The organism is Rothia sp. HSID18069 (assembly GCF_003989155.1).
Taxonomy (GTDB): domain Bacteria; phylum Actinomycetota; class Actinomycetes; order Actinomycetales; family Micrococcaceae; genus Rothia; species Rothia aeria.
In genome coordinates this window covers 107,418-127,482 of sequence record NZ_RBMG01000001.1, presented here as the reverse complement: position 1 = coordinate 127,482, position 20,065 = coordinate 107,418, and the positions used below count along the sequence as shown (strand labels likewise).

The following is a 20,065-nucleotide window of genomic DNA, read 5'->3' as shown; positions in this document are numbered from 1 at the left end:
CCCCTCACAACGTCTTACGCCAGAACTCATCACGCTTCTCGCACTTCACCTTTTCCAGGCATATTTACCATACTGACTAGGGGTTATGACGCTGTTCCACGCGATATGTGGTACACGGGGTAGACTAGAAATTATGAATTTTAATCCCGGTGACTCAGTAGGTTTTGTAGGTTGGCGCGGCATGGTTGGTTCCGTGCTGATGAAGCGCATGCTTGAAGAGAACGATTTCAACGATATTTCTCCCGTTTTTTTCACAACCTCCAATGTGGGCGGTGAAGCCCCCACCTTCGACGGCACGCTTGAACCTTCTACGCTGAAGGATGCGTACGATCTGAATGAGCTTCGCCAGCATAAGATTATTGTGACCGCACAGGGCGGTGACTACACGAAAGAGGTTCACCCGAAGCTGCGCGAGTCTGGTTGGAAGGGCCTGTGGATTGATGCCGCTTCTGCCCTGCGCATGAACGATGATGCCATTATCGTGCTTGACCCAATTAACCGTGATGTGATTGACCGCGGGCTCGAATCCGGTGTGAAAGATTTTATTGGTGGCAACTGCACCGTCTCATGCCTGCTCATGGGGCTGGGTGGTCTCTTCAAACAGGGTCTGGTGGAATGGACCACCTCGATGACCTATCAGGCGGCTTCGGGAGGCGGCGCCCGTCATATGCGCGAGGTTCTGGGGCAGTTCCGCGACCTCGGTAATGAGGTGTCTGCCGAGCTTAACGATCCGGCAGCGGCAATCCTGGAGATCGACCGTAAGGTGCTTGCCAAGCAGCGTTCGGGTGAGCTTGATACCGCGCAGTTCGGGGTTCCGCTTTCCGGTTCGCTGATCCCGTGGATTGACTCTGACCTGGGCAATGGGCAGTCCCGAGAGGAATGGAAGTCTGATGCCGAGACCAACAAAATCTTGGGCCTTGAGGGCGATAACCGTGTGATTATGGACGGTTTGTGTGTGCGTATCGCGGCCATGCGTTCGCATTCTCAGGCGCTTACGATGAAGCTGACCGAAGACCTGCCGGTTGCCGAGATTGAGCGCATTATCGCTGAAGATAACCAGTGGGCCCAGGTGGTGCCGAATACTAAGGATGCCACGATGCAGGGGCTGACTCCGGTCGCCGCTTCCGGCTCGCTGAATATTCCGGTGGGGCGCATCCGCAAGTTGGCGATGGGCCCGCAGTACATTAGTGCTTTCACGGTGGGCGACCAGCTGCTGTGGGGTGCCGCCGAGCCGGTGCGCCGCATGCTCAAGATCGCGGTTGGAAAGCTCTAAAGTAGCCTTCTCAAAGTATTCGTGGGCGCGGTGCCGTGTAAACGGTACCGCGCCCACTCATATTGAGTTTGCACCCCCAGATCGCAGGCAATGAAACGTTATATACTGTGCCGCGCACACACCAGCTGCGCTCTTCCTTACCGGGCACAAGAGCATGCTCAACTAGTTTTCCCGCCACACAGCAAAGGCACGTTATGTTAGGTAACGTGCCTTCGGGTTGGTTGGGGTTATGCTTGCCTGCGGGCCTCTGTTTTGCGGGCTTTACGTTCGGCGTGCCGTTCTTTGAACCAGTGCCAGATACGCAGCACCAGCCGTTTGAGCCGCTGGTTCAGGTGATGCGCCCACGCGAACTCGGTTCCCCAGATTCCCAGGCCAATAAAGATAAACAGCCAGCCGGGGCCGGGGGTCACCAGCATAATCAGCCCCGCGATGAGGCAGAAGCCGCCCACACCGATCACGAGCGGCTTGTACAGGTGGCGCATCACCGGGTGGGCGTGCATGCGGGCTTTTTTCTTCTCTAACCAGCGGTGGAACCGGCTGGTTTCGCTTTCTTTGACTTCGTCCTCGATGGTTTTCACGGTGCGTCACCTTCTTTCCAGCAGTGAGGGGGTATGCCGGGCGGCGCACACGGCATTGAAGTAAGACTATCACCGGCGCCTGTGAGTACGCTAGGAAAGGGGCGCAGCAGCCGTGCTCCAGGATAGATGAGCGGCACCCGGAATAGGGGTGTTGTTTCTTCACTCGCTTTTCCACGGCCTGGTTTCCTTTTTCGTTGTCTGAGAGCGTGCAGACTGCTCAACCTATGAACAAATGGTGATATGCAATACAAGTTACCGTTTCGGGGCGCACCGGCACCCACAAGGTAGTAGTATACAAACCATCTAAAATAAGGCGCATCCGCTGGTTTTACCGCTTCCGGGGGTAAAAACTGCCCCGCTACGCGCCGCGCATCTTCCGGGAAGGAACCACGCAATGAGCGTCTACAGATCCGTGAGTATCACCCTCGCTGATGATATAAACCACACGGGCGTGTTCCGCCCACATCCTGCCGTGTTCAGCACCCGGTAAAACCCGACCCCGCCCCGTTGTCAGCACATTCACCGTAGAAGAGCGCATCGCCCCCCCCCCAGCGCGCAGCACAAGCCCGCAGTAAGAAAGAGAGTCATGGACACAGCCGATTACGACACCGGTTTCACCACAGAATTCACCGCGTGGACGGTACCCCCTGAACTGGCCGTATACCCGTGGGATGATGCGCATCCTGCAGACCGGCTTAAACCCGGGGTGATCAGTGTTAATACGCCCGGGCGGGGCTGTTATGAGCTGTACCTTGACCCCATGCCCCGCCCCGGCAGGCCGGGAGTGTGCCGTACCCATGCCAGAAGTGGGAAGCTGTACCCGCTGGGCGAAGGCGAACGGTGGGCGCATGATGTGAGTATCGAATGGCACAGCCCCACCGACGACGATATGGCCATCATAGCGTTAGGTGACGCCGTTTTCTGGGATGAGCACCGCAACGGGGTGTACGCCATCGCCTATATTGGGCGGGATATGACCCTGTGGTGGGACGTGCGTGACGACAACCCGCGCAGGATGGCGTTTATCCAAGCCATAGCGGAGGCGCTGCACCGCAGCATGCAAGCCAGCCCCACACTGAGTGTCCCACCCAAGAGCAAGAGCTAGCTGCCAGCTGTGCCGAGGGTGCCCCGCCAGGGGTAAGCTGCCGTTCCTATCTTTACTGAGCACGCCGCACTGCTGATTGCGTTGCGTGCGGAGCACCAAGGGTTTTCCCAGTCGCAAAGGGTATCCTAAGAGACGTGGGACGCCGGGGTGGCGCACCCCGCAATGATGCGTTTCTCCCTCTGCCAGGCGAGAGCACAAACCCCTAAGCCCCCTAACCAACCGCACAGCCCCGCGAGTCTTTCGCGGGCACAGCACAACCCGAGGGAACCATGACCGACCGCACCTATACTGTGACTTTTACACCTTGGCCTATCACGGTGTATCACGCCGAACGGATCCGCACCTCTCAGAAGCCGTGGGAACGCATCATACCGGGCGAATTCCACATTAGCTGTTCCAATGGTGAACAGTCATGGCTTTTTCTGAACTGGGATAACCAAGTTGAGCCGACCCAATACAGCGACTATCGAGTGGATTTCACCACCGATCCCACCACGGCCCGTATCACCAGCAGCTTCACTATCATGTTCGATATGCGCCGTGAGGGGATGCGCCTTCAGGCGGTGAGTAACCTCATGTGGGAGCCATATGCTTACGATGAGGAGGGCGTGATCGCTGAGGCCGCTATCGGCCCCGACCTTGAGTTCACATGGACGGTACGTGATAGGCTGCCCGAGCGTGCCCGACTGATTGAGGCAATTTTCGAGAGCGTGTATTCCAGCTTCCATGTGACCCCGGTGGTGCTCGCCGAAGGCCACCATTTCTATAAGGAGCAGACCCTCAGCACGGGTGAGCAAGCGCTGGAAGAAATCCACCTGTGTGTGAACAGCAGTATTACGCGCCTGTTCATTACCGACAGCTGGGATGTTGAGGGACCAGAGGGCAAACACGTCACCGGCGGGTATGAGGCCACCATTATGAACCACGGCGGGTATGACGGTGTGCTCACCTGGAGCACCCCCGAAGATGCACGCTACACGTTCGCACCCGATATTGTGCCGTATGAGGCCCCGCTCAGCGGCGATGCGCTGCCCCAGAAGGTGCAGGCGATTCTGCCGTACCTGCCAGCCGCCCCGGGTGCGTCCCTCACCGAGCATGGAACGGGTGATCAGTAGCTGTGGCCTCTTCTCCTTCCGTGCATTTCATCCCTTGGCCTGTGGCTGGCCCGCAAAGAAACAGTGAGGGCACGCCGTTGGGGGCTCATCCGGTTCAATATTTGAAGCCCGGGCTGCTCACCCTCACATCAGGCGGCAGCGCGCATAGTTTGTTCCTGGTGCCACCCACTTTTACCCCGGAGCACCCGTATGGTTTCAGCGCTGAGGCCACACCAATCATCCTGCCGGATGAGCCCGAGCCGCAGGGCATGTGCTTCCATTTCACGGCCGATGAGAACCAGCTGCTGGTTCGCGTGTTTGGTTCCTCCCTGTGGGAGCAAGAAACGCATTATGCAACCGCCGCCATAGACCACGCCCTGAAGCTCATATGGGCTAAACGCGACACGAATACAGAGCGCATGGCCTGCATTGAGGCAGCCGTGACAGCCATACATCAGGGGATGCTCACCGCCCCGCACCTCCTTGGCCCTGGTGAATACGCTAGGGTGAGCTCCCCCGACGGGTTCATTTCATACCACCTGCATTCGGCTGCTGCGCCCGGGCAGATTACCCGTGTTCTTGAGGTGGACCAGCGCTACGGCAACCCCGAGCGTCGCACAGTGACGGAGTACTGCGCGCAAGTACTGCCCGATCATGGGGGCCTGGTGTGGCAGGTGGCGGCTGAGGATGCCCGCTACTGGTCAGATGCCATGAGCCCTCTCTTTGATGCTCCACTGACTGGGGAGCATATTCCCGGGTTTGTGCGGGAAATCCTGCCGTATCTGCCGTCTGCACCGATCGCTTGCGAATATCCGCAGCCGCCGCAGGTCACAGACTACAGGGTGACGTTCACGCCGTGGCCGGTGGCTGCTGCGCAGGCGGAGCGCATGAGCGCGGCACCGGATCTGTGGGGACAACTGGTGCCCGGCGAGCTGAATGTGGAACGTGCAGACGGTAAACCTGAAAACCTGAGCCTGTATATGGCCGTCGATGATGCCCACACCCTGGTGCCTGGCTGTTTCTTCCAGGTCCCGCCCGAGTGTCCTGAAGACCCCGCAGGAGGTCTCTCTTTCTATTTTCGGCAGGCTGCGCTGTGTGGGGACCTACTACTGGTGGCAAGTGCCGCTGAGACCGTATGGTCTCCGCGCGGAGTGGAAGAGATCGCGGTGGCACGCCTTGATTCGTCACTGAACCTCACCTGGGAGGTGCGGGACACGGTTCCGGGCCGGGCCGAACTGGTTGAGGCCGTGTTCGAGGTGATGCGCACCATCCCCGGCACGGTGCCGCCAACTCTCTCTGAGGGAGGATGCCTGCACGTGCCGCATAGGTTCGATGTGGCTGAGGAGTTCGGCACCTACCATTATTGCCATGACGGGGTGATGGTGCGCGCATTTATGGTGGGGGCTGGCTGGGTGGACGGTGATGTGCAGCTATACCAGGCGCAGGTACAAACCGCCGACGGGACGGGTGTGCTCGTGTGGGGTACCGGTTCCTATGGTGTCCGGTACTGGAAGGCACCGGGGCATCGGGCGTATTTCCCGCCGCTGACCGGCGATGAGATTCCCGCCCCCGTGCGGGCGCTGAGTGCGCACCTGCCGCCAGCGGGCAGCGAGTAGCCGCCCGAGGATTCCGCGTATTGGCGGGAATTCTGCACCCTGAGAACATATACAATACAGCCAGCTAATCATGCGTTATAACGCTATATGAAAGGAATAAGCAGAGCATGATCGACGACCTTTTTCTGACCGAGTTCATCCCCTGGCCCGTGCCCGCCGGGTGGGTTCAGCGGCAGCAGCAGTTTAAGCATCCGGCGGCGCGCCTTATCCCCGGGGAGCTGCACATTCCCTTCGCCTGGGAGGAAGGGGTGGAAAACGGTGAGAAGGGTTGCATCTTGCGTTACCAGGTGGTTTGGGAAGGGCTCACCCCGGAAATGTTTGAGAATGGCAACCGGTGGGGCTTCCCGTACCGTGCGGGGTACCTGTCGGTATTTCCGTTCTCACAGGCCGCCGCCGATGGGCTCATTTTTGGGATGGATATTACCGAAACTGAGCTGCATCTGACCGCTGAACAAGATAATTATTTCTGGTCCCCGCAAGAGGGCCCCGACTATGAAGAATGGGCTAAAACCAACCTTCTTGCCCGGGTGCGTATTGGTGAGGATATGACCCCGGTGTGGGAGGTGCATGATACGAACCCGTATCGCCGCCGCTACCTTGAGAACGTGCTGGGTGCACTGGTGGAGAGTCTGTCGCTGACCCCGGTTGAGCTTGCTGAGGGTGAGGCACACCTAGTGGAGGATTCTGAGTACGACTGGGGTGGTCCCGTAGGCTCGCTGCACTACGCCACTACCCTGGTGGCCGATAGGTTCAGCGAAGGCGGCTGCACGCGTGTTGAGGAACCGCAGATGCTTCGGCTTGTGGCCTGTGAGCACCCGATTGGTATTGGTTCACCGGACCCAGTGTATGTGGCACAGTTGTTTAACACTGCGGAACCGGAGTATCTGGCGTGGAGCACCGGCGAGGTTGCCCGCTACTGGCCGAAGGAATTGAGCCCGGCGGCTTTTCCTCCGCTGACGGGTGAGGACCTTCCGGAGCATATTCGGCAGCTCATTGCGCACCTGCCGCTGGTACAAGACGCATAAACCACTGCGTTGAGCCGTGTGCTGCGGGCCGTAATACGCGGCCAGCAACACACGTTCCTATACACAATTTGTATTTTTATACTTTAAGGGAGCGATATATACCGTAGAGGATTAATGATTACTCTCAAATAATTCGACAGGTTTAAAGATATATACGTAAAAATACTCTAAAATTATTCAGGAATATGGCAGAAAAACGGGCCGCTCTAAGCTATCATATATGCATAACTATTTAGGGCATGACACCAATCACCACACCGATAAATAACCCGTTATAGGAACACATGTGAATAGCTTCCCGTACACCATACAATTCACACCCTGGCCAGTCACCGACGAATATAAAGTCTTCTACACCGCCCCCGAACCCGGGGCGCATCCGGCGGAGTACCTGCAGCCTGGCGTGCTGCGCATCGCACACACAAGAATCAGCGACCCCACCCACGAACTGTACCTGGTGCCGCCCATATTCACACCCAATCACGATGCCGACTTCGTAGGGTACCTGCACAGCCCAGACGCTGACCAGTGGGCACCCGACATTGAGTTCAAATACTTTGCAAGAGGCGGCGAACTCATGATTCGTGCCCGAAGCCGCCTGCACTGGGACGACCCGGCCGTGAGCCGCTTCGCCCTAGCCAGTATTGATGCGCAGCTTAACCTGCATTGGGAGCAGCGGGATGAGAACCCGCGCCGCCGGGACTACACCGAGGCCGTCATCGGCGCCCTGCATAAAAGTATGCGCCACCCCGCCCGCACCATAGCCGACGGGCAGTGTGTGGCTGTGCGTTCCCCCGACGGTGAGGTGTCCTCTTATCACCTGCGGGAAGGTAACGATATTATTCGGGTCATTAACATTACCGAATACTCCAACAGCCAGACCCGCAACGCGAAAGCCGGGTACTATGGGCGGGTGCTGAGCTACTTTGAGGAGGATACGGCCCTGGCGTGGCACGCCGCCGAGCAGGACGCCCGGTGCTGGCCGTACGGTATGAACCCACTGTTTGATACTCCGCTCACCGGCAGCGATATTCCGGAGTGGCATGTGCAGCCCATTCTGCGGCATCTGCCTGATTCATCGATCCGCAGGCAGCGTGTGGGGTAGCTGCGCCTATAGCGCCAGCAGAGGGTGTCGGTTCGGGCAGAGGATATTTTCTCCTCCGGTGAGACAAATATCCTCTGCCCGCGCATATAATATAGGGTTACTATAGATGCTAAAGTCAGCGGCACAGGGTGCCGCGGCACACCAACCACCTGCCCAAGACGCCAGTTACAAACACAGTGTCTGTCACCTCGTAAAGGATCACCCGTGAGCGAGTATTCCTACACCATAACGTACGTTCCGTGGCCCCTAGCCGCTTCCTCAAACGCCGGTGTACACCCGGCCTCACGGCTGTTCCCCGGGATTTTCACGATTGACCGGGCGCTAACCGATGAAGGCCCCCTTAAGGGCGGCGGCACCGTCGAGGTGGATTATGAATTCGTAGACTATTTCTTCTTTAACCCTCCCGCGTATAACCCGCTGAACCCCAAGAATTTTCAGGGGTTCTCAAATGAGGGCACCTACGATTTTGAGGACCAAGAACTATTCTTTGAGTACTCCGCCGACTCCGAGAACCTGTATATTGCGGCTGTCAGTGACACCGGCGACGACCGGGTGTGCTACGTGCGGGGCCGAATCGAGCCCACCCTCAAAGTGGTGTGGGAAATCCGCAGCGACGACCCGGAGTTTATGGAATTCATGGCAGCCGTGCTGGATGCGGTGCGCACCAGCCTGGGGGTGACCCCGCCGCATCTGAGTGAGGGCGAAATGATGGAGGTGACGGGCACCATTGAGCGCGTTGAGCCTATTGTTGGGGCCTCGTACCATACGGTAGCCGGGGGCGTGGTGGTGCGTTTTGTGAATGTGGAATTCGTGCCGCACCACCCCCTCACGCAGGCCGCATCGTATTTTGCCAAGGTGGTGGGGCGCGGGGTGCCCAGTGGGAGCGTAGTGTGGAGCGGCCCGCGTCGTGTAGTGTTCTGGGAGGGCGCCGACGATGACAGCGATAACCCTCTGCGCGGCAAAAGTATTCCTGCCCCGGTGAATTATGCGGTAAAACGCCTGCCCGTTGTGGAGGGCGCTTAGACGCGCGGTTTTCTAGTCTGGGCTGGGCGTAATATTTCTTCACTATTGACGGTTTTTACCCGCAAATTGGGAGGGTGCTTACTTTCACACACTATGTTTGAGTCATAAACACCCTAACCTGGTGTATGCTGAGAGACAAAGAAAATATCGCACCAAAGGTATCCACCATGAAAACCGCTGCAACAGCAGAATCCCCCACCACACCCAACCTCTCACAACGGCTCGAATCCCTGCCCTTCACCCGCAAACACGCCAGGCTCTTGGGCGTCACCGGTATCGGCTGGGCGCTCGACGCAATGGATGTTGGGCTGATCTCCTTCATCATGGCGGCACTGACCAAACAGTGGGCGCTCTCCCCCACCGAAACAAGCTGGCTAGGCTCCATCGGCTTTTTGGGTATGGCTCTGGGCGCCACCGTCGGCGGGCTTCTCGCCGACCGTTTTGGACGACGCTACATTTTCGCCGCAACGCTGCTCATCTACGGTTTGGCGACGGGCGCATCCGCACTCGCCGGTTCACTGGCCGTTTTAATGGTTTTCCGGTTTATTGTGGGGCTGGGGCTCGGGGCTGAGCTGCCGGTCGCATCCACGTTGATGTCGGAATTTTCGCCGCGCGCTATTCGCGGGCGCGTGGTCGTTATTTTGGAGGCGTTTTGGGCGCTCGGATGGATTCTTGCGGCGCTTATCGGCACCTTTGTTGTGCCGAACCCAAACGGCTGGCGGTGGGCGCTTGCCATCGGCGTGATCCCGGCACTGTATTCGCTGATTATTCGCTGGGGAACGCCCGAATCCGTGCGGTTCTTAGAGTCGAAAGGGCGCACTGACGAGGCAGAACGAGTGGTTGCCGAATTTGAGAGCTCTGCGGCCCTCAGCACACGTGCTCACGCGGATGAAACCAACCGTGACAATGCACCTGAGACCCCTGCCAACGATGCCCAGGAGGCAACCTCCATCTGGTCGGCTCCGCTGCGTAAACGCACGCTGGCGCTGTGTACCGTGTGGTTCTGCATTAACCTCTCATATTACGGGGCATTTATCTGGATACCCTCGCTACTGAGTGCGCAAGGGTTCAGCCTAGTGAAATCCTTCGCGTTTACCCTGATCATGACCTTAGCGCAGCTACCCGGCTATGCAGTGGCCGCCTACCTGATTGAGAAGTGGGGGCGCCGCTCCACCCTCGCCGTATTTTTAGCAGGCTCGGCGGGCGCAGCGGTATGCTACGGCCTCTCGCATTCGGATTTCTTCATTATCCTCAGCGGGTGCTTCCTCTCGTTCTTCAACCTGGGCGCATGGGGCGCGCTCTACGCCATTAGCCCGGAGGTATTCCCCACCCGGCTGCGCGGCACCGGCACGGGCACGGCGGCTGGACTGGGGCGCATCGCATCAATTCTGGCGCCGCTTATCGTTCCGCCACTCATCTCTTTCGGCGGCACCGGGGTACTGTTCGCTGTTTTCGCGGCGGCGTTCCTTCTGGCGGCGGTTACTACCTTCGCGCTGCCCGAAAAGCGCGGGAAATCGCTCTAGCTGCTAAAACCTTCAACGCAGGAATGATGTGAAGCATAGTGTGCCGAGAAGGTGGGAATCTCTCACCTTCTCGGCTTTTTCCTTTGTTTATCAGGTGCTCGTGGAGTTACAGAAGACAAGGGGAGGGTGCATAAGCCGCGGGGCACGCCGCAGACACACTATGAGGCGTTGACGTATTTCCAGGTGCCGATACGTTATGATGGCTGAACATCGCGTGTTGCCGCCTCATTATTGTGTACAGGGTGGGGCTCAGTGCGTATCTCAGGTGAGATAGAACGGTCTAGACATCAACCTCAAGGAGCGCGGCATGGCAGAAACCCCCGCAGTCACCTATATTCCCTGGCCAATTGCCCACACGCCCGCGCCGCTTGAGAACGGTGAACCGGTCGCAGGCAGGCATCCTGCTGAGTATCTGGGACCCGGGGTGCTGCACTATATCGGTTCGGAATTTCACCTGATGGCGGAGCTGAACCCCCAACCTTTCGACCCCGAAAACCCGCATCGGTTTAGGGGTGAACTGGTGCATCGGTACACGTATTTCTCAGGCAATATCACGTTTAGTTTCAAAGCTGATGAGGATTATCTTTACTTCACGGCGCACGTTTTTCTGGCCTGGCAAGAGCCCTCTGACCGCACGTACGCGCGCGCCTGGGTGGATCGTAATTTCGCTTTTCACTGGGAGCAGCACGATGATGACCCGCAGCGTTCGGTCTATATTGAGGCGGTCTTCATGGCACTGTACCGCAGCCTCAGCGTTGAGCATACGGCGCTTGAGGACGGTGAGTTCCTAGACCTGAACGAAGACAAGTGTTACTCATACCATATGCGCCAGGGTGACAATATTACTCGGCTGGCGTACGTTACCGACTACAGTTCTCGAACATACCTTGACGTGACGACCGACTACCGGGCAACGGTTTTGAGCTACTGCCACCCTCCGGCGCGGTTGGCATGGAGTGTTCCGACCGAAGATGCGCGCTACACATTCGAACATACCGATCCCCTCATCTATCCCCCGGACACGGGCGAGGATATTCCCGAGTACGTACGCCGCATACTCCCCCATCTGCCGACAGCGCCCTACCGGCAAGCCGCCCGTTCCTACCCGCCCGCCTCAGAGTATGGTGCGGTCTTTACGCACTGGCCTATGACGGTTCAGCAGGGTGAGGATATTCGTGACACCCAGTATCCGTGGCAGAGGCTCGTTTCCGGGGAGTTTTTAATTCAAAGCCCGCAAAGCGCCCCCTTCAGAATGTATCTGGACGCATGCGAACCCGATTGGGATTCTATGAAGGGCGACCGCCAAGTCTACGCCGAGCTAATGCCCATCTCGGGGATTATGCCTAACTTGAATCATGCGCGGCCCGGGTTTGGCGTAGATTTTACGCTCGTCATGCGCCGCTGGAATAACCGTTTGGTGTTTGTGGCGGAGCATCTGACCCCGTGGCGTGCCACCGACTGGGAGGTGTGCGCCGTCGCGATCCTAGATGCGGAAGGAAACCTGGTCTGGGAGCTTCGCGATGAGGTCCCCGGGCGCGGCGCCTATATCGAGGCACTGGTGGGGCATATTGTGGATTCTCTGGGAACCGAGCCGCCCGTACTCGCCCCGGGCGAAGGAAAGGTTCTCTACGACGACTACGGTCAACTCTCTTCCGTGCACGTCAATACGGGTGAAGCCATGCTGCGGGCGCTCATCACGCGTATCTGGTACGGGGTAAACCCGACGACCGGTGAGAGGGCACCGTACCTGTATGAGGCGCGGGTCAAAGACCAGTTTGATGAGGATTCCAGTGGCGGGTTCAGCACGATCGCGTGGAGCTCACCCGAGAAGTTCTACTACTGGAGCTGGGATCGGGTGCCCGGGTTCGTGCCTGCGGTAACCGACCCCGAGATTCTGCGCCGCGACGAGGTGGATCTGCTGATTCCGCATCTTCCGGTTGCCCCCGGCGTACCCTCACAGGAGAATGAAGATGATGCAGCGGTGCCGTGGTTTTACGAGGCTTCAGGTGCTGTTTCTGACAATCCTGAGCCGTAAACGCGGGCAGCAAAGTCTGCGCCGAGAACTCGACCCAGATTTTTACCATTCATCGTTAGAAAGGGTTTAAACCCATGCAGTACATTCTTTTACTCAGGAGCGTTAACCTGGGGAAGCTGCGCAAGGTGTCGATGCCCGAGCTGAAAAAGCGGCTGGCTGCGCTGGGGTACGAGAACGTCACAAGCTATATCAACTCAGGAAACCTGCTGTTTGTGAGTTCGCGGGATAAAACCACCGTGGCACAGGAGATTACCGAGCTGCTGGCGGAGCATTACGATTTTGAGATTCCATTCTCACTTCTCACGGCTGACGAATACCGCGAGGATGCGCACAACCTGCCCGAGTGGTGGAACGAGGATATGCCGCGCCTGGACGCCATGTTTTTCACCACTGATGCTGATCGCGACGCACTCGCCACCGAGCTCGAAACACTGGATGTTCCCGACGAGGTGCTTCACATAGGAACCTGCGCCGTCTACTTCGGCAACTACAGCACGCCCGATTATAAAAAGGCTCAGTACGGAAAGTTCATGTCAAAGAAAGCCTTCGCAAACCATCTGACCCTGCGCAACGCCAAAACCTGCAACAAGATTCTAGACCTGCTGGATTAACGCCGCCCCACCCACATCACAGTTTGAGTTTCGTATGGGGTGGGTGATCCGTTTAATTCCGCCGGTTGATCCTCAAAATCTACGGGACGACGCTGGGCACGGCTGCGCGGCTGTAGTTCTAATTCAATATCGGCGGCGTCGAGTGGCATCAAAGCGTCCAAACCACTCCGAATGGATTTAGACTGCAAAGTCTTCTCATACTCGGTATAGGTCATGAGCACGTATGCAGGTTCGCCCCGGTCGGTAATAATGACTGGTTCGGTTTGTACCGTTTTCTGTGCTTGGCTGACGTTCTGCTTGAACTCTTGATTGGTCATCACGGTCATTACGATAGCTCCTTACACAGCGATATACCTGCAAGAATAGGATGCGCCCCTGAGAATGGCAAGAAAACTTCTGAACTTACAGACCCAACAAACCGCGAGCAGATAGTATTTTGACGAGCAGATAACAATCCGCTATCTTCTCGTCAAAATCCTATCTGCTCGCGGGACTAAGAGGCTGAAGAGTCCTAAATCGTCCCGTTCACCACAACCGGCTCGGGTACTAGCTCAACCCCGAATTTCTCGGCAACACCGGCGCGCACCGCGCGGGCAATCGCGAAAATATCCTCAGCGGTGGCATCCCCACGGTTCGTAATCGCCAGCGTATGCTTGGTCGAGAGCGAGGCGCGGCCGCCCGCAATCTCGCGCGCATCGCCTTCTAGCCCGAAGCCTTTCTCGAACCCGGCGTGCTGAATCAGCCAGGCGGCGGAGAGCTTCACATGCTCCTCGCTCTCCTGCTGCTCGGTTCCGAACACTCCGGTGCGCGTTACTACCGGGAAGCGCGGCGCATCCTCAGGCAAAGATTCCAGTGCAGACACTGGCACAATCGGGTTCGTGAAGAACGAACCGGTCGAGAAGGTATCGCGGTCGGAGGCATCCAGCACCATCCCCTTGGAGGCACGCAGCGCCAGCACCTTATCCCGCACCAGTGCGGATTCGGCGCGCTCCCCCACCTGCACGCCCAGGCTCTTCGCCAGCTCGCCGTATTTAATGGGTGAAGACAGGCTGCCGAGCGTGAACTGGAAGTCCACGGTCAGCACCACATAGCGCGGCGAGCCGTTCACCATGTTTTGTTTCAGGATTGAATCGCGGTAGCCGAAACGCAGATCGGCGTTTGCGAAGGTCTTAAACTGGTTAATCTGGCGGTCCCAGGTGCGCACGGACGCGATGAACTCGCCGACCTCCACCCCGTAGGCGCCCACATTCTGCACGGGGGTTGCACCCACGGTCCCGGGAATACCCGATAGCGCCGCCGGGCCGGACCATTCTTTTTCAATGCTCAGCTGCACGAAATCATCCCACACGGTACCCGCTTGCACGCGCACATTCGCGCCGCCACATGCGGGAATAGGCAGCTCCTCAACCCCGGTGGATGCAATATGCACAACGGTACCGTCAAACCCGGCATCGGAAATCAGCAGGTTTGAGCCGCCACCCACGATCAGCACGGGTTCGTTGGCGGCATCGGCGGAGGAAACGGCCTCGACAATCTCGGCTTCAGTCGTGGCGCGGATGTATGTGCGGGCAGGGCCGCCAACTTGGGCGGTGGTGATCTCACTCAGCAGCTTTTCAGTCATGTCTTTAAGAATACCGGTCTGTCACGTTTTATTCCGTTAGGGTCAGCTAAACCTTATGGCAGGCCCACCCCGTAGTCAGAGCGGGCCTGCCATAACTCAACAACGCACAATCACACAGAGTATCGACTGCAAGCGCGTGGGCTAGGCAAATTTCACTACGGCTTGAGTCTTCATCAGAACCTTCTGCTGGCTGCCTTCACCGTCAGCGGTAACGGTGAGGTCGATGCGAGCCGTGCGCGCATCCTCATCCACGGCGCCTACCTTGCCGGTGATAGTCAGCGCATTCGTAGGGGTGTCCGGGTTGCCGCCGCCGGGCGCATCCGGCACCGGCACAGGCTTAGTAAAGCGAGTCTGGTAGTCCACGATTGCACCCGGATCGCCCGCCCAATCGCTCACCAGCTGCACGGCGGTGCCCATCGTGAGCATACCGTGCGCAATCACACCAGAAAGCCCCACGGACTGGGCAAAACGCTCGTTCCAGTGAATAGGGTTGAAGTCACCGGATGCGCCCGCATACCGCACCAGCGATGCACGCGAAATCTCAACGGTTCGGGAGCCGATCTCCTGCCCTTTTTCGAGTTCTGCAAAGTTTACGGACATTATTCGCCCTCCTCGTCGGCACGTACCAGCAGGGATGAGATACAGGTGGTGACGAGTTTACCGTCAGCATCAGTAATTTCCTCGCGGGTGGTGAGCATGGCGCCCGCACCCATCACACGCACGGAATCCACATGAACTTCGGTGCGCAGTTCGTCCCCCGCCACGATGGGGCGGTGATGCGTAAAGCGCTGATCGGCGTGCACTATGCGGGAGAAATCGATGCCCGCAGATTTATCACCAATCAGAGCGGCATCGGCGGCTTGGGACAGGATGATAGCGAAGGTGGGCGGGGCGATCAGGTCTGCGTATCCTGCGGCGCGTGCCGCCTCAACGTCATGATGCAGAGGGTTTTCGGCGTGTACGGCGCGGGCAAATTCGCGGATTTTCTCGCGACCGACGGCGTAGGTGCCCTCGGCGGGGTACACGCGCCCCACAATGTCAGGGTTAATACTCATACCCACCAGTCTATCGGGTTGGCCGCAACGTGGGGGCGCAAGTGCGGCGGGGGCACCCGTCATTTTCACGGCCGTGGGAACCGCCCACGGCGAACCTCCTGTTGCCGCGCGCGAAGCGGGAGTAGCCTAAAAAGGTACATTAACCGTCACAGTGAAGGAGTGACACAATGACTAACCAGCAGATTCCGTTCTCGGTGCTGGATCTTATGCCCACCCGCAAAGACCGCTCGCACACCCAGACCATGCGCTACACCCTTGAGGCGGCGCAGGCGGTGGAACGGTTCGGGTTCAGCCGGTACTGGGTGGCCGAGCATCATAACGCGGGGTCGCTGCTTTCTTCGGCAACGGTCGTGGTGATGGCTGAGATTGCCGCCGCGACCGAGCGCATCCGGGTGGGTTCGGGCGGTATTATGCTCCCCAATCACGCCCCCTATGTAGTGGCAGAACAGTTTGGTACCCTTGAGGCGTTCCACCCTGGGCGCATTGATTTGGGATTGGGCCGCGCACCCGGCACCGACCCGATGACCGCCCAGGCGCTGCGGCGGGATGATTCAGCGGCGGCTCATTTCCCGGCGGAGGTGCAGGAGATCATGGGGTATTTGGGCAGCCCCTCCCCCATGCGGCGGGTGCACGCTATTCCCGGGCAGGGCTCGAACGTGCCCCTGTATATTCTGGGTTCGTCCACGTTTGGGGCGTCGTTGGCGGCGCAGCTGGGGCTGCCGTTTGCGTTTGCCTCCCATTTTGCGCCCGCAGCGCTGGTTGAGGCTATTAACCTGTACCGCACCAATTTCACGCCGTCGCGTGTGCTGTCTGAACCGTATGTGATAGTGGGTGCGGCCGCGATGCTCGCCGATACCGATGAGCAGGCGCGGCGGCTTTTCACCACCATGCAGCAGCATTTTTTGGGTGTTATTCGCGGCCGCACGCTTTATGCCCCGCCGGTTGAGGCTATGGATGAGCTGTGGAGCCCTATTGAGAAGCAGCGCGTCGATTCTATGCTCGCCGAGGCGATCGTTGGGTCCGCTGATACTGCGCAGCGGCAGCTCACTAACTTGGTGGAGCGTACCGGCGCGAATGAGGTGATTGTGATGAGCGCACCGTGGGAGTTTGAGGACCGTATCCGAAGCTATGAGCTGCTTTCACAGCTACCAATTTTCCAGAAAGCCGAGTAACGGAAAACCCTAATATCTCGCCGGAACACGGTCTTCCGGCGGGCTACCAGGGCTGTTGGAGGCGGTCTAGGCGCACCGCACGCACATTAAAATGACTGAGGTCGCTCCACGACTGAAGGACGGGCATGCGCACAGGCGCTGTCTAGACCGCCTTCACCCCTGGCGCTTCGGCACACATGCACTTTGCAGTGAAGAGCCAGCAGACACAACAAAAGCCTGCCTCCGAAGAGACAGGCTTAGCTGAGCCCCGACCGGGAATCGATCCCGGGACCTCCATCTTACCAAGATGGCGCTCTACCACTGAGCTATCGGGGCGTAGCGGTGGACGGGCTCGATCCGTCGACCTCACGATTATGAGTCGTGCGCTCTAACCAGCTGAGCTACACCGCCAGAACATTAACCTTGCAGGTCAATGCGAGAGCCCCGACCGGGAATCGATCCCGGGACCTCCATCTTACCAAGATGGCGCTCTACCACTGAGCTATCGGGGCAACAGATAAAAGTTTACGGCACGGTTCATCTTTTTGACAAATGCAGGGTGAGTGTTCTGCACCACGTGTGCGGGGGTTCGGATACCCCACCCCGGCGCGTGCTCCCGCCTCCCCGCTGAAGGAGGCGGGCCGCCGCCGAGCCGCTGCACTGAGCCGCTACGCTAGGTGGGGCATCAGCAGGCTAGTAGCGTTTACCGCCGTGCCCGCCGCCCTTGTACCCGCCGCGGCCGCCACGACGGTCATCCCGGCTGTTGCGGCCCTCACGGTAACCACCGCCGCGGCGCTCATACCCGCCACGGTCATTGCGGAAACCGCCGCGCCCGCCACGGGAGCCGCCTCCCCTGGGGCCGTTATCCTTGCGGATATTAATGAACTCACCGGCGATTTTGGTGTCGCGCAGACGCTCAAAGAAATCACGCGGCAGATCCTGCGGCAGCCCCACAATTGTGAAGTGCTGGCGAATATCAATCGAACCGATCTGTGAGCCCTTAATGCCGCCCTCGTTTGCGAGCGCACCCACAATCGCGGAAGCGCTCACCCGTGCGGAGCGGCCCACATTCAGCTTGTAGTCGACCATGCCCTCGTTATTGAACTGTTTCTTGCCCTTGTTCTTGCGGGGGCGGTCTCCGTCGTCGGCGAAGGGGCGGGAGGCGTGCGCAATATCCTCGTCTTCGTCGAGGAAGAAGGCCCGCCCCTGCTGTGCGATAACAGCCAGTGCCGCCGCAATGTCTTCGGCGGTAATGTCGTGCTCGTTCTCGTAGTCTTGAATGATCTGGCGGAAGAAGTCCAAATCTTCGGTTTCGATGGTGGTGGTGATCTGCTCGGCGAAACGCTGTTTGCGGTTCGCGTTCACGTCTTGGGCGGTGGGCATGCGCATCGGCTCAACCTTTTGGCGGGTTGCTTTTTCAATCTGCCGCAGCATGTACCTCTCGCGCGGGGTGACGAAGAGGATCGCTTCGCCGTCACGCCCGGCACGGCCGGTACGCCCGATGCGGTGCACGTAGGATTCGGTATCGTGCGGAATATCGTAGTTCACCACGAGGGAGATGCGTTCAACATCCAGCCCGCGGGCGGCAACGTCGGTCGCTACGAGAATGTCGATGCGCCCGTCGCGCAGCGCATCAACGGTGCGTTCACGCAGCTGCTGGGGGATGTCGCCGTTAATGGCTGCGGCTTGGAAGCCGCGTGCCTTGAGCTTGTCGGCGACTTCTTCGGTTTCTTTTTTGGTGCGTACGAAGACGATAATGCCGTCGTAGTTTTCGACTTCGAGCACGCGGGTCATGGCGTCAAGTTTGTGGGAGTGGGTGACCTGCATGTAGCGCTGGCGGATGTTCGCCCCGGTGGTGGTCTTGGTTTTGACGCGCACCTCGGTGGGGTCGTTGAGGTATTGCTGGGCGATTTTGCGGATCGAGTTGGGCATGGTGGCTGAGAAGAGCGCCACCTGTTTGGCGTCTGGGGTGCCTTCGAGGATGGTTTCTACGTCTTCGGCGAAGCCCATGCGCAGCATTTCGTCGGCCTCATCGAGCACCAAGTATTGCAGGTTTGAGAGGTCGAGTGAGCCTTTGTTGAGGTGGTCGATCACGCGCCCGGGGGTGCCGACGACTACCTGTGCGCCGCGACGCAGTCCGGCAAGCTGGGGTCCGTAGGGTGAGCCGCCGTAGATGGGAAGCACGGTGAAGTCTTCCATGTGGGTTGCGTAGGAGGAGAAGGCCTCGGCAACCTGCAGGGCGAGTTCGCGGGTGGGGGCGAGTACGAGCACCTGGGTGTCTCGGGAGACGCCGTTAATGTCGGCGAGTTCTGCCATGCGGGAGAGCGCGGGCAGTGCGAAGGCTGCGGTTTTGCCGGTACCGGTCTGTGCCAGACCCACCACATCGTTGCCGTCCAGCAGCAGCGGGATGGTCTGTTCCTGGATGGGGGAAGGTTTCTCGTAGCCGACTTCTTCGAGTGCAGAGAGCACTCGGGGGTCTAGCCCCAGGTCGGTGAATTTAATGCCGTTCTCCTCGCCTTTTTCTGCGGCGGTTTCGGGGGCTGTAGCTGCCGCGGCGACGTGGGTTTCTTCAACGGTTCCCTGTTCGGGGTGCGCGGCGTCGTTCTGCTTTGTGGCGGCCTGTGTAGTCTCAGTATGCGCCGCAGTTTCCTGTTCAGCGGCGGAGGTATTGGCAGTATACGTTGCGTTGTCTGCCTGATCGGCAGAGATATTCTCAGTCAATTTTTCCTCAATTGTTTTAGGGGTTCGTACGGTGCGCGCTTTTCGGCACCGGGCGGGGTTCCCCTGTTCCACGTGTCCCTGCGGAAAACGTACTCCCATCTTGCACAGCCCGACGGGGCCGTGGCGCGCAGAGCGGATTGCCTATGCGGTGGTGCGATGGGATGGTTGCTGCTGGGATTTTCAGGCCTTGAATTTCTCGTAAACACGCAACATCGCCACGCACGGTGAAAACGTGGCGTCCGCCGGTGGGCGGTGAAGAATTGATTCGGAGTGCGGCGCCCTCCCGTGCGAGCTGGCGAACCGGCTCTTTTTGGGCGCACAAGACCTCTTGGGGTACCCGTACGTCATCTAGTGTACCGCACCCGGGAACCGGTTGGGGTTAGCCTGCACATTACTTTCGCTTACTCCGCCTCATGCCGCCTCACGCTGGCCCGCACCGCAGCGGCAGGCATGGGGGGCAAGTGTTAGCTGATACAGGTGCACCCCACCAGCTGCCGAAGCAGGCGGTGGGGCGCATCAGAGGCAGGGC

At 58.9% G+C, this 20,065-nt stretch carries 17 protein-coding genes and 3 tRNA genes; 11 read left to right on the top strand and 9 right to left on the bottom strand.

The window, feature by feature from the left end; genetic code table 11:
- The first annotated feature begins 133 nt into the window (after nt 1-133).
- Nucleotides 134-1,273, top strand: a complete 1,140-nt coding sequence (gene asd / locus D8M41_RS00600) for an aspartate-semialdehyde dehydrogenase (protein ID WP_037234181.1) — start codon at nt 134-136, stop codon at nt 1,271-1,273.
- 227 nt (nt 1,274-1,500) lie between these two features.
- Here asd and D8M41_RS00595 read toward each other — a convergent pair whose 3' ends face one another.
- The gene (locus D8M41_RS00595; RefSeq protein ID WP_006887688.1) at nt 1,501-1,851 is read right to left on the bottom strand and encodes a TIGR02611 family protein; all 351 of its coding nucleotides are present in this window, start codon (nt 1,849-1,851) and stop codon (nt 1,501-1,503) included.
- A 586-nt stretch (nt 1,852-2,437) separates the two neighbouring features.
- Here D8M41_RS00595 and D8M41_RS00590 point away from each other — a divergent pair.
- The 9 genes from D8M41_RS00590 (at nt 2,438) to D8M41_RS00550 (ending at nt 12,988) form a co-directional block, all read left to right on the top strand.
- Nucleotides 2,438-2,956: a hypothetical protein gene (locus D8M41_RS00590; RefSeq protein ID WP_006887791.1), complete on the top strand. Its 519-nt coding sequence runs from the start codon at nt 2,438-2,440 to the stop codon at nt 2,954-2,956.
- A 269-nt stretch (nt 2,957-3,225) separates the two neighbouring features.
- Nucleotides 3,226-4,071: a hypothetical protein gene (locus D8M41_RS00585; protein ID WP_006887687.1), complete on the top strand. Its 846-nt coding sequence runs from the start codon at nt 3,226-3,228 to the stop codon at nt 4,069-4,071.
- A 2-nt stretch (nt 4,072-4,073) separates the two neighbouring features.
- Nucleotides 4,074-5,666 carry a hypothetical protein gene (locus tag D8M41_RS00580; protein ID WP_126926230.1) on the top strand — a complete coding sequence of 531 codons (1,593 nt, stop codon included), beginning with the start codon at nt 4,074-4,076 and terminating at the stop codon, nt 5,664-5,666.
- Between the two features lie 107 nt (nt 5,667-5,773).
- Nucleotides 5,774-6,691 (top strand): hypothetical protein, encoded by a 918-nt coding sequence (locus D8M41_RS00575; RefSeq protein ID WP_126926229.1) that lies wholly within the window; start codon nt 5,774-5,776, stop codon nt 6,689-6,691.
- A 286-nt stretch (nt 6,692-6,977) separates the two neighbouring features.
- On the top strand, nt 6,978-7,796 hold the full coding sequence (locus D8M41_RS00570; protein ID WP_126926228.1) for a hypothetical protein: 819 nt from the start codon (nt 6,978-6,980) through the stop codon (nt 7,794-7,796).
- Between the two features lie 204 nt (nt 7,797-8,000).
- Nucleotides 8,001-8,819, top strand: a complete 819-nt coding sequence (locus tag D8M41_RS00565) for a hypothetical protein (protein ID WP_126926227.1) — start codon at nt 8,001-8,003, stop codon at nt 8,817-8,819.
- A gap of 167 nt (nt 8,820-8,986) precedes the next feature.
- Entirely contained in the window at nt 8,987-10,342 is a 1,356-nt protein-coding gene (locus tag D8M41_RS00560; protein ID WP_126926226.1) for an MFS transporter, read from the top strand.
- Nucleotides 10,343-10,649: 307 nt separating this feature from the next.
- Nucleotides 10,650-12,377 carry a hypothetical protein gene (locus tag D8M41_RS00555; RefSeq protein ID WP_126926225.1) on the top strand — a complete coding sequence of 576 codons (1,728 nt, stop codon included), beginning with the start codon at nt 10,650-10,652 and terminating at the stop codon, nt 12,375-12,377.
- Between the two features lie 74 nt (nt 12,378-12,451).
- Entirely contained in the window at nt 12,452-12,988 is a 537-nt protein-coding gene (locus D8M41_RS00550; RefSeq protein WP_126926224.1) for a DUF1697 domain-containing protein, read from the top strand.
- Here the strand turns inward: D8M41_RS00550 and D8M41_RS00545 are convergent.
- The 4 genes from D8M41_RS00545 to D8M41_RS00530 form a co-directional block, all read right to left on the bottom strand.
- On the bottom strand, nt 12,985-13,305 hold the full coding sequence (locus D8M41_RS00545; protein ID WP_238693475.1) for a type II toxin-antitoxin system Phd/YefM family antitoxin: 321 nt from the start codon (nt 13,303-13,305) through the stop codon (nt 12,985-12,987). The genes D8M41_RS00550 and D8M41_RS00545 overlap by 4 nt on opposite strands.
- A gap of 194 nt (nt 13,306-13,499) precedes the next feature.
- Complete coding sequence (locus D8M41_RS00540; RefSeq protein WP_126926223.1) at nt 13,500-14,609, bottom strand: UDP-N-acetylmuramate dehydrogenase; 1,110 nt, start codon at nt 14,607-14,609, stop codon at nt 13,500-13,502.
- Between the two features lie 141 nt (nt 14,610-14,750).
- Nucleotides 14,751-15,209, bottom strand: a complete 459-nt coding sequence (locus D8M41_RS00535) for a MaoC family dehydratase (RefSeq protein ID WP_126926222.1) — start codon at nt 15,207-15,209, stop codon at nt 14,751-14,753.
- The gene (locus tag D8M41_RS00530) at nt 15,209-15,664 is read right to left on the bottom strand and encodes a MaoC family dehydratase N-terminal domain-containing protein (RefSeq protein ID WP_126926221.1); all 456 of its coding nucleotides are present in this window, start codon (nt 15,662-15,664) and stop codon (nt 15,209-15,211) included. The genes D8M41_RS00535 and D8M41_RS00530 overlap by 1 nt, the downstream gene beginning before the upstream one ends.
- 167 nt (nt 15,665-15,831) lie before the next feature.
- Between D8M41_RS00530 and D8M41_RS00525 the strand changes: the two genes are divergently transcribed.
- Entirely contained in the window at nt 15,832-16,836 is a 1,005-nt protein-coding gene (locus D8M41_RS00525) for an LLM class flavin-dependent oxidoreductase (protein ID WP_126926220.1), read from the top strand.
- A gap of 243 nt (nt 16,837-17,079) precedes the next feature.
- Here D8M41_RS00525 and D8M41_RS00520 read toward each other — a convergent pair.
- The 4 genes from D8M41_RS00520 to D8M41_RS00505 form a co-directional block, all read right to left on the bottom strand.
- Nucleotides 17,080-17,151, bottom strand: a tRNA-Thr gene (locus D8M41_RS00520).
- Between the two features lies 1 nt (nt 17,152).
- Nucleotides 17,153-17,226: transfer RNA gene (locus tag D8M41_RS00515), tRNA-Met, on the bottom strand.
- A 29-nt stretch (nt 17,227-17,255) separates the two neighbouring features.
- Nucleotides 17,256-17,327, bottom strand: a tRNA-Thr gene (locus D8M41_RS00510).
- 181 nt (nt 17,328-17,508) lie between these two features.
- On the bottom strand, nt 17,509-19,635 hold the full coding sequence (locus D8M41_RS00505; RefSeq protein ID WP_238693448.1) for a DEAD/DEAH box helicase: 2,127 nt from the start codon (nt 19,633-19,635) through the stop codon (nt 17,509-17,511).
- Between the last annotated feature and the right edge of the window lie 430 nt (nt 19,636-20,065).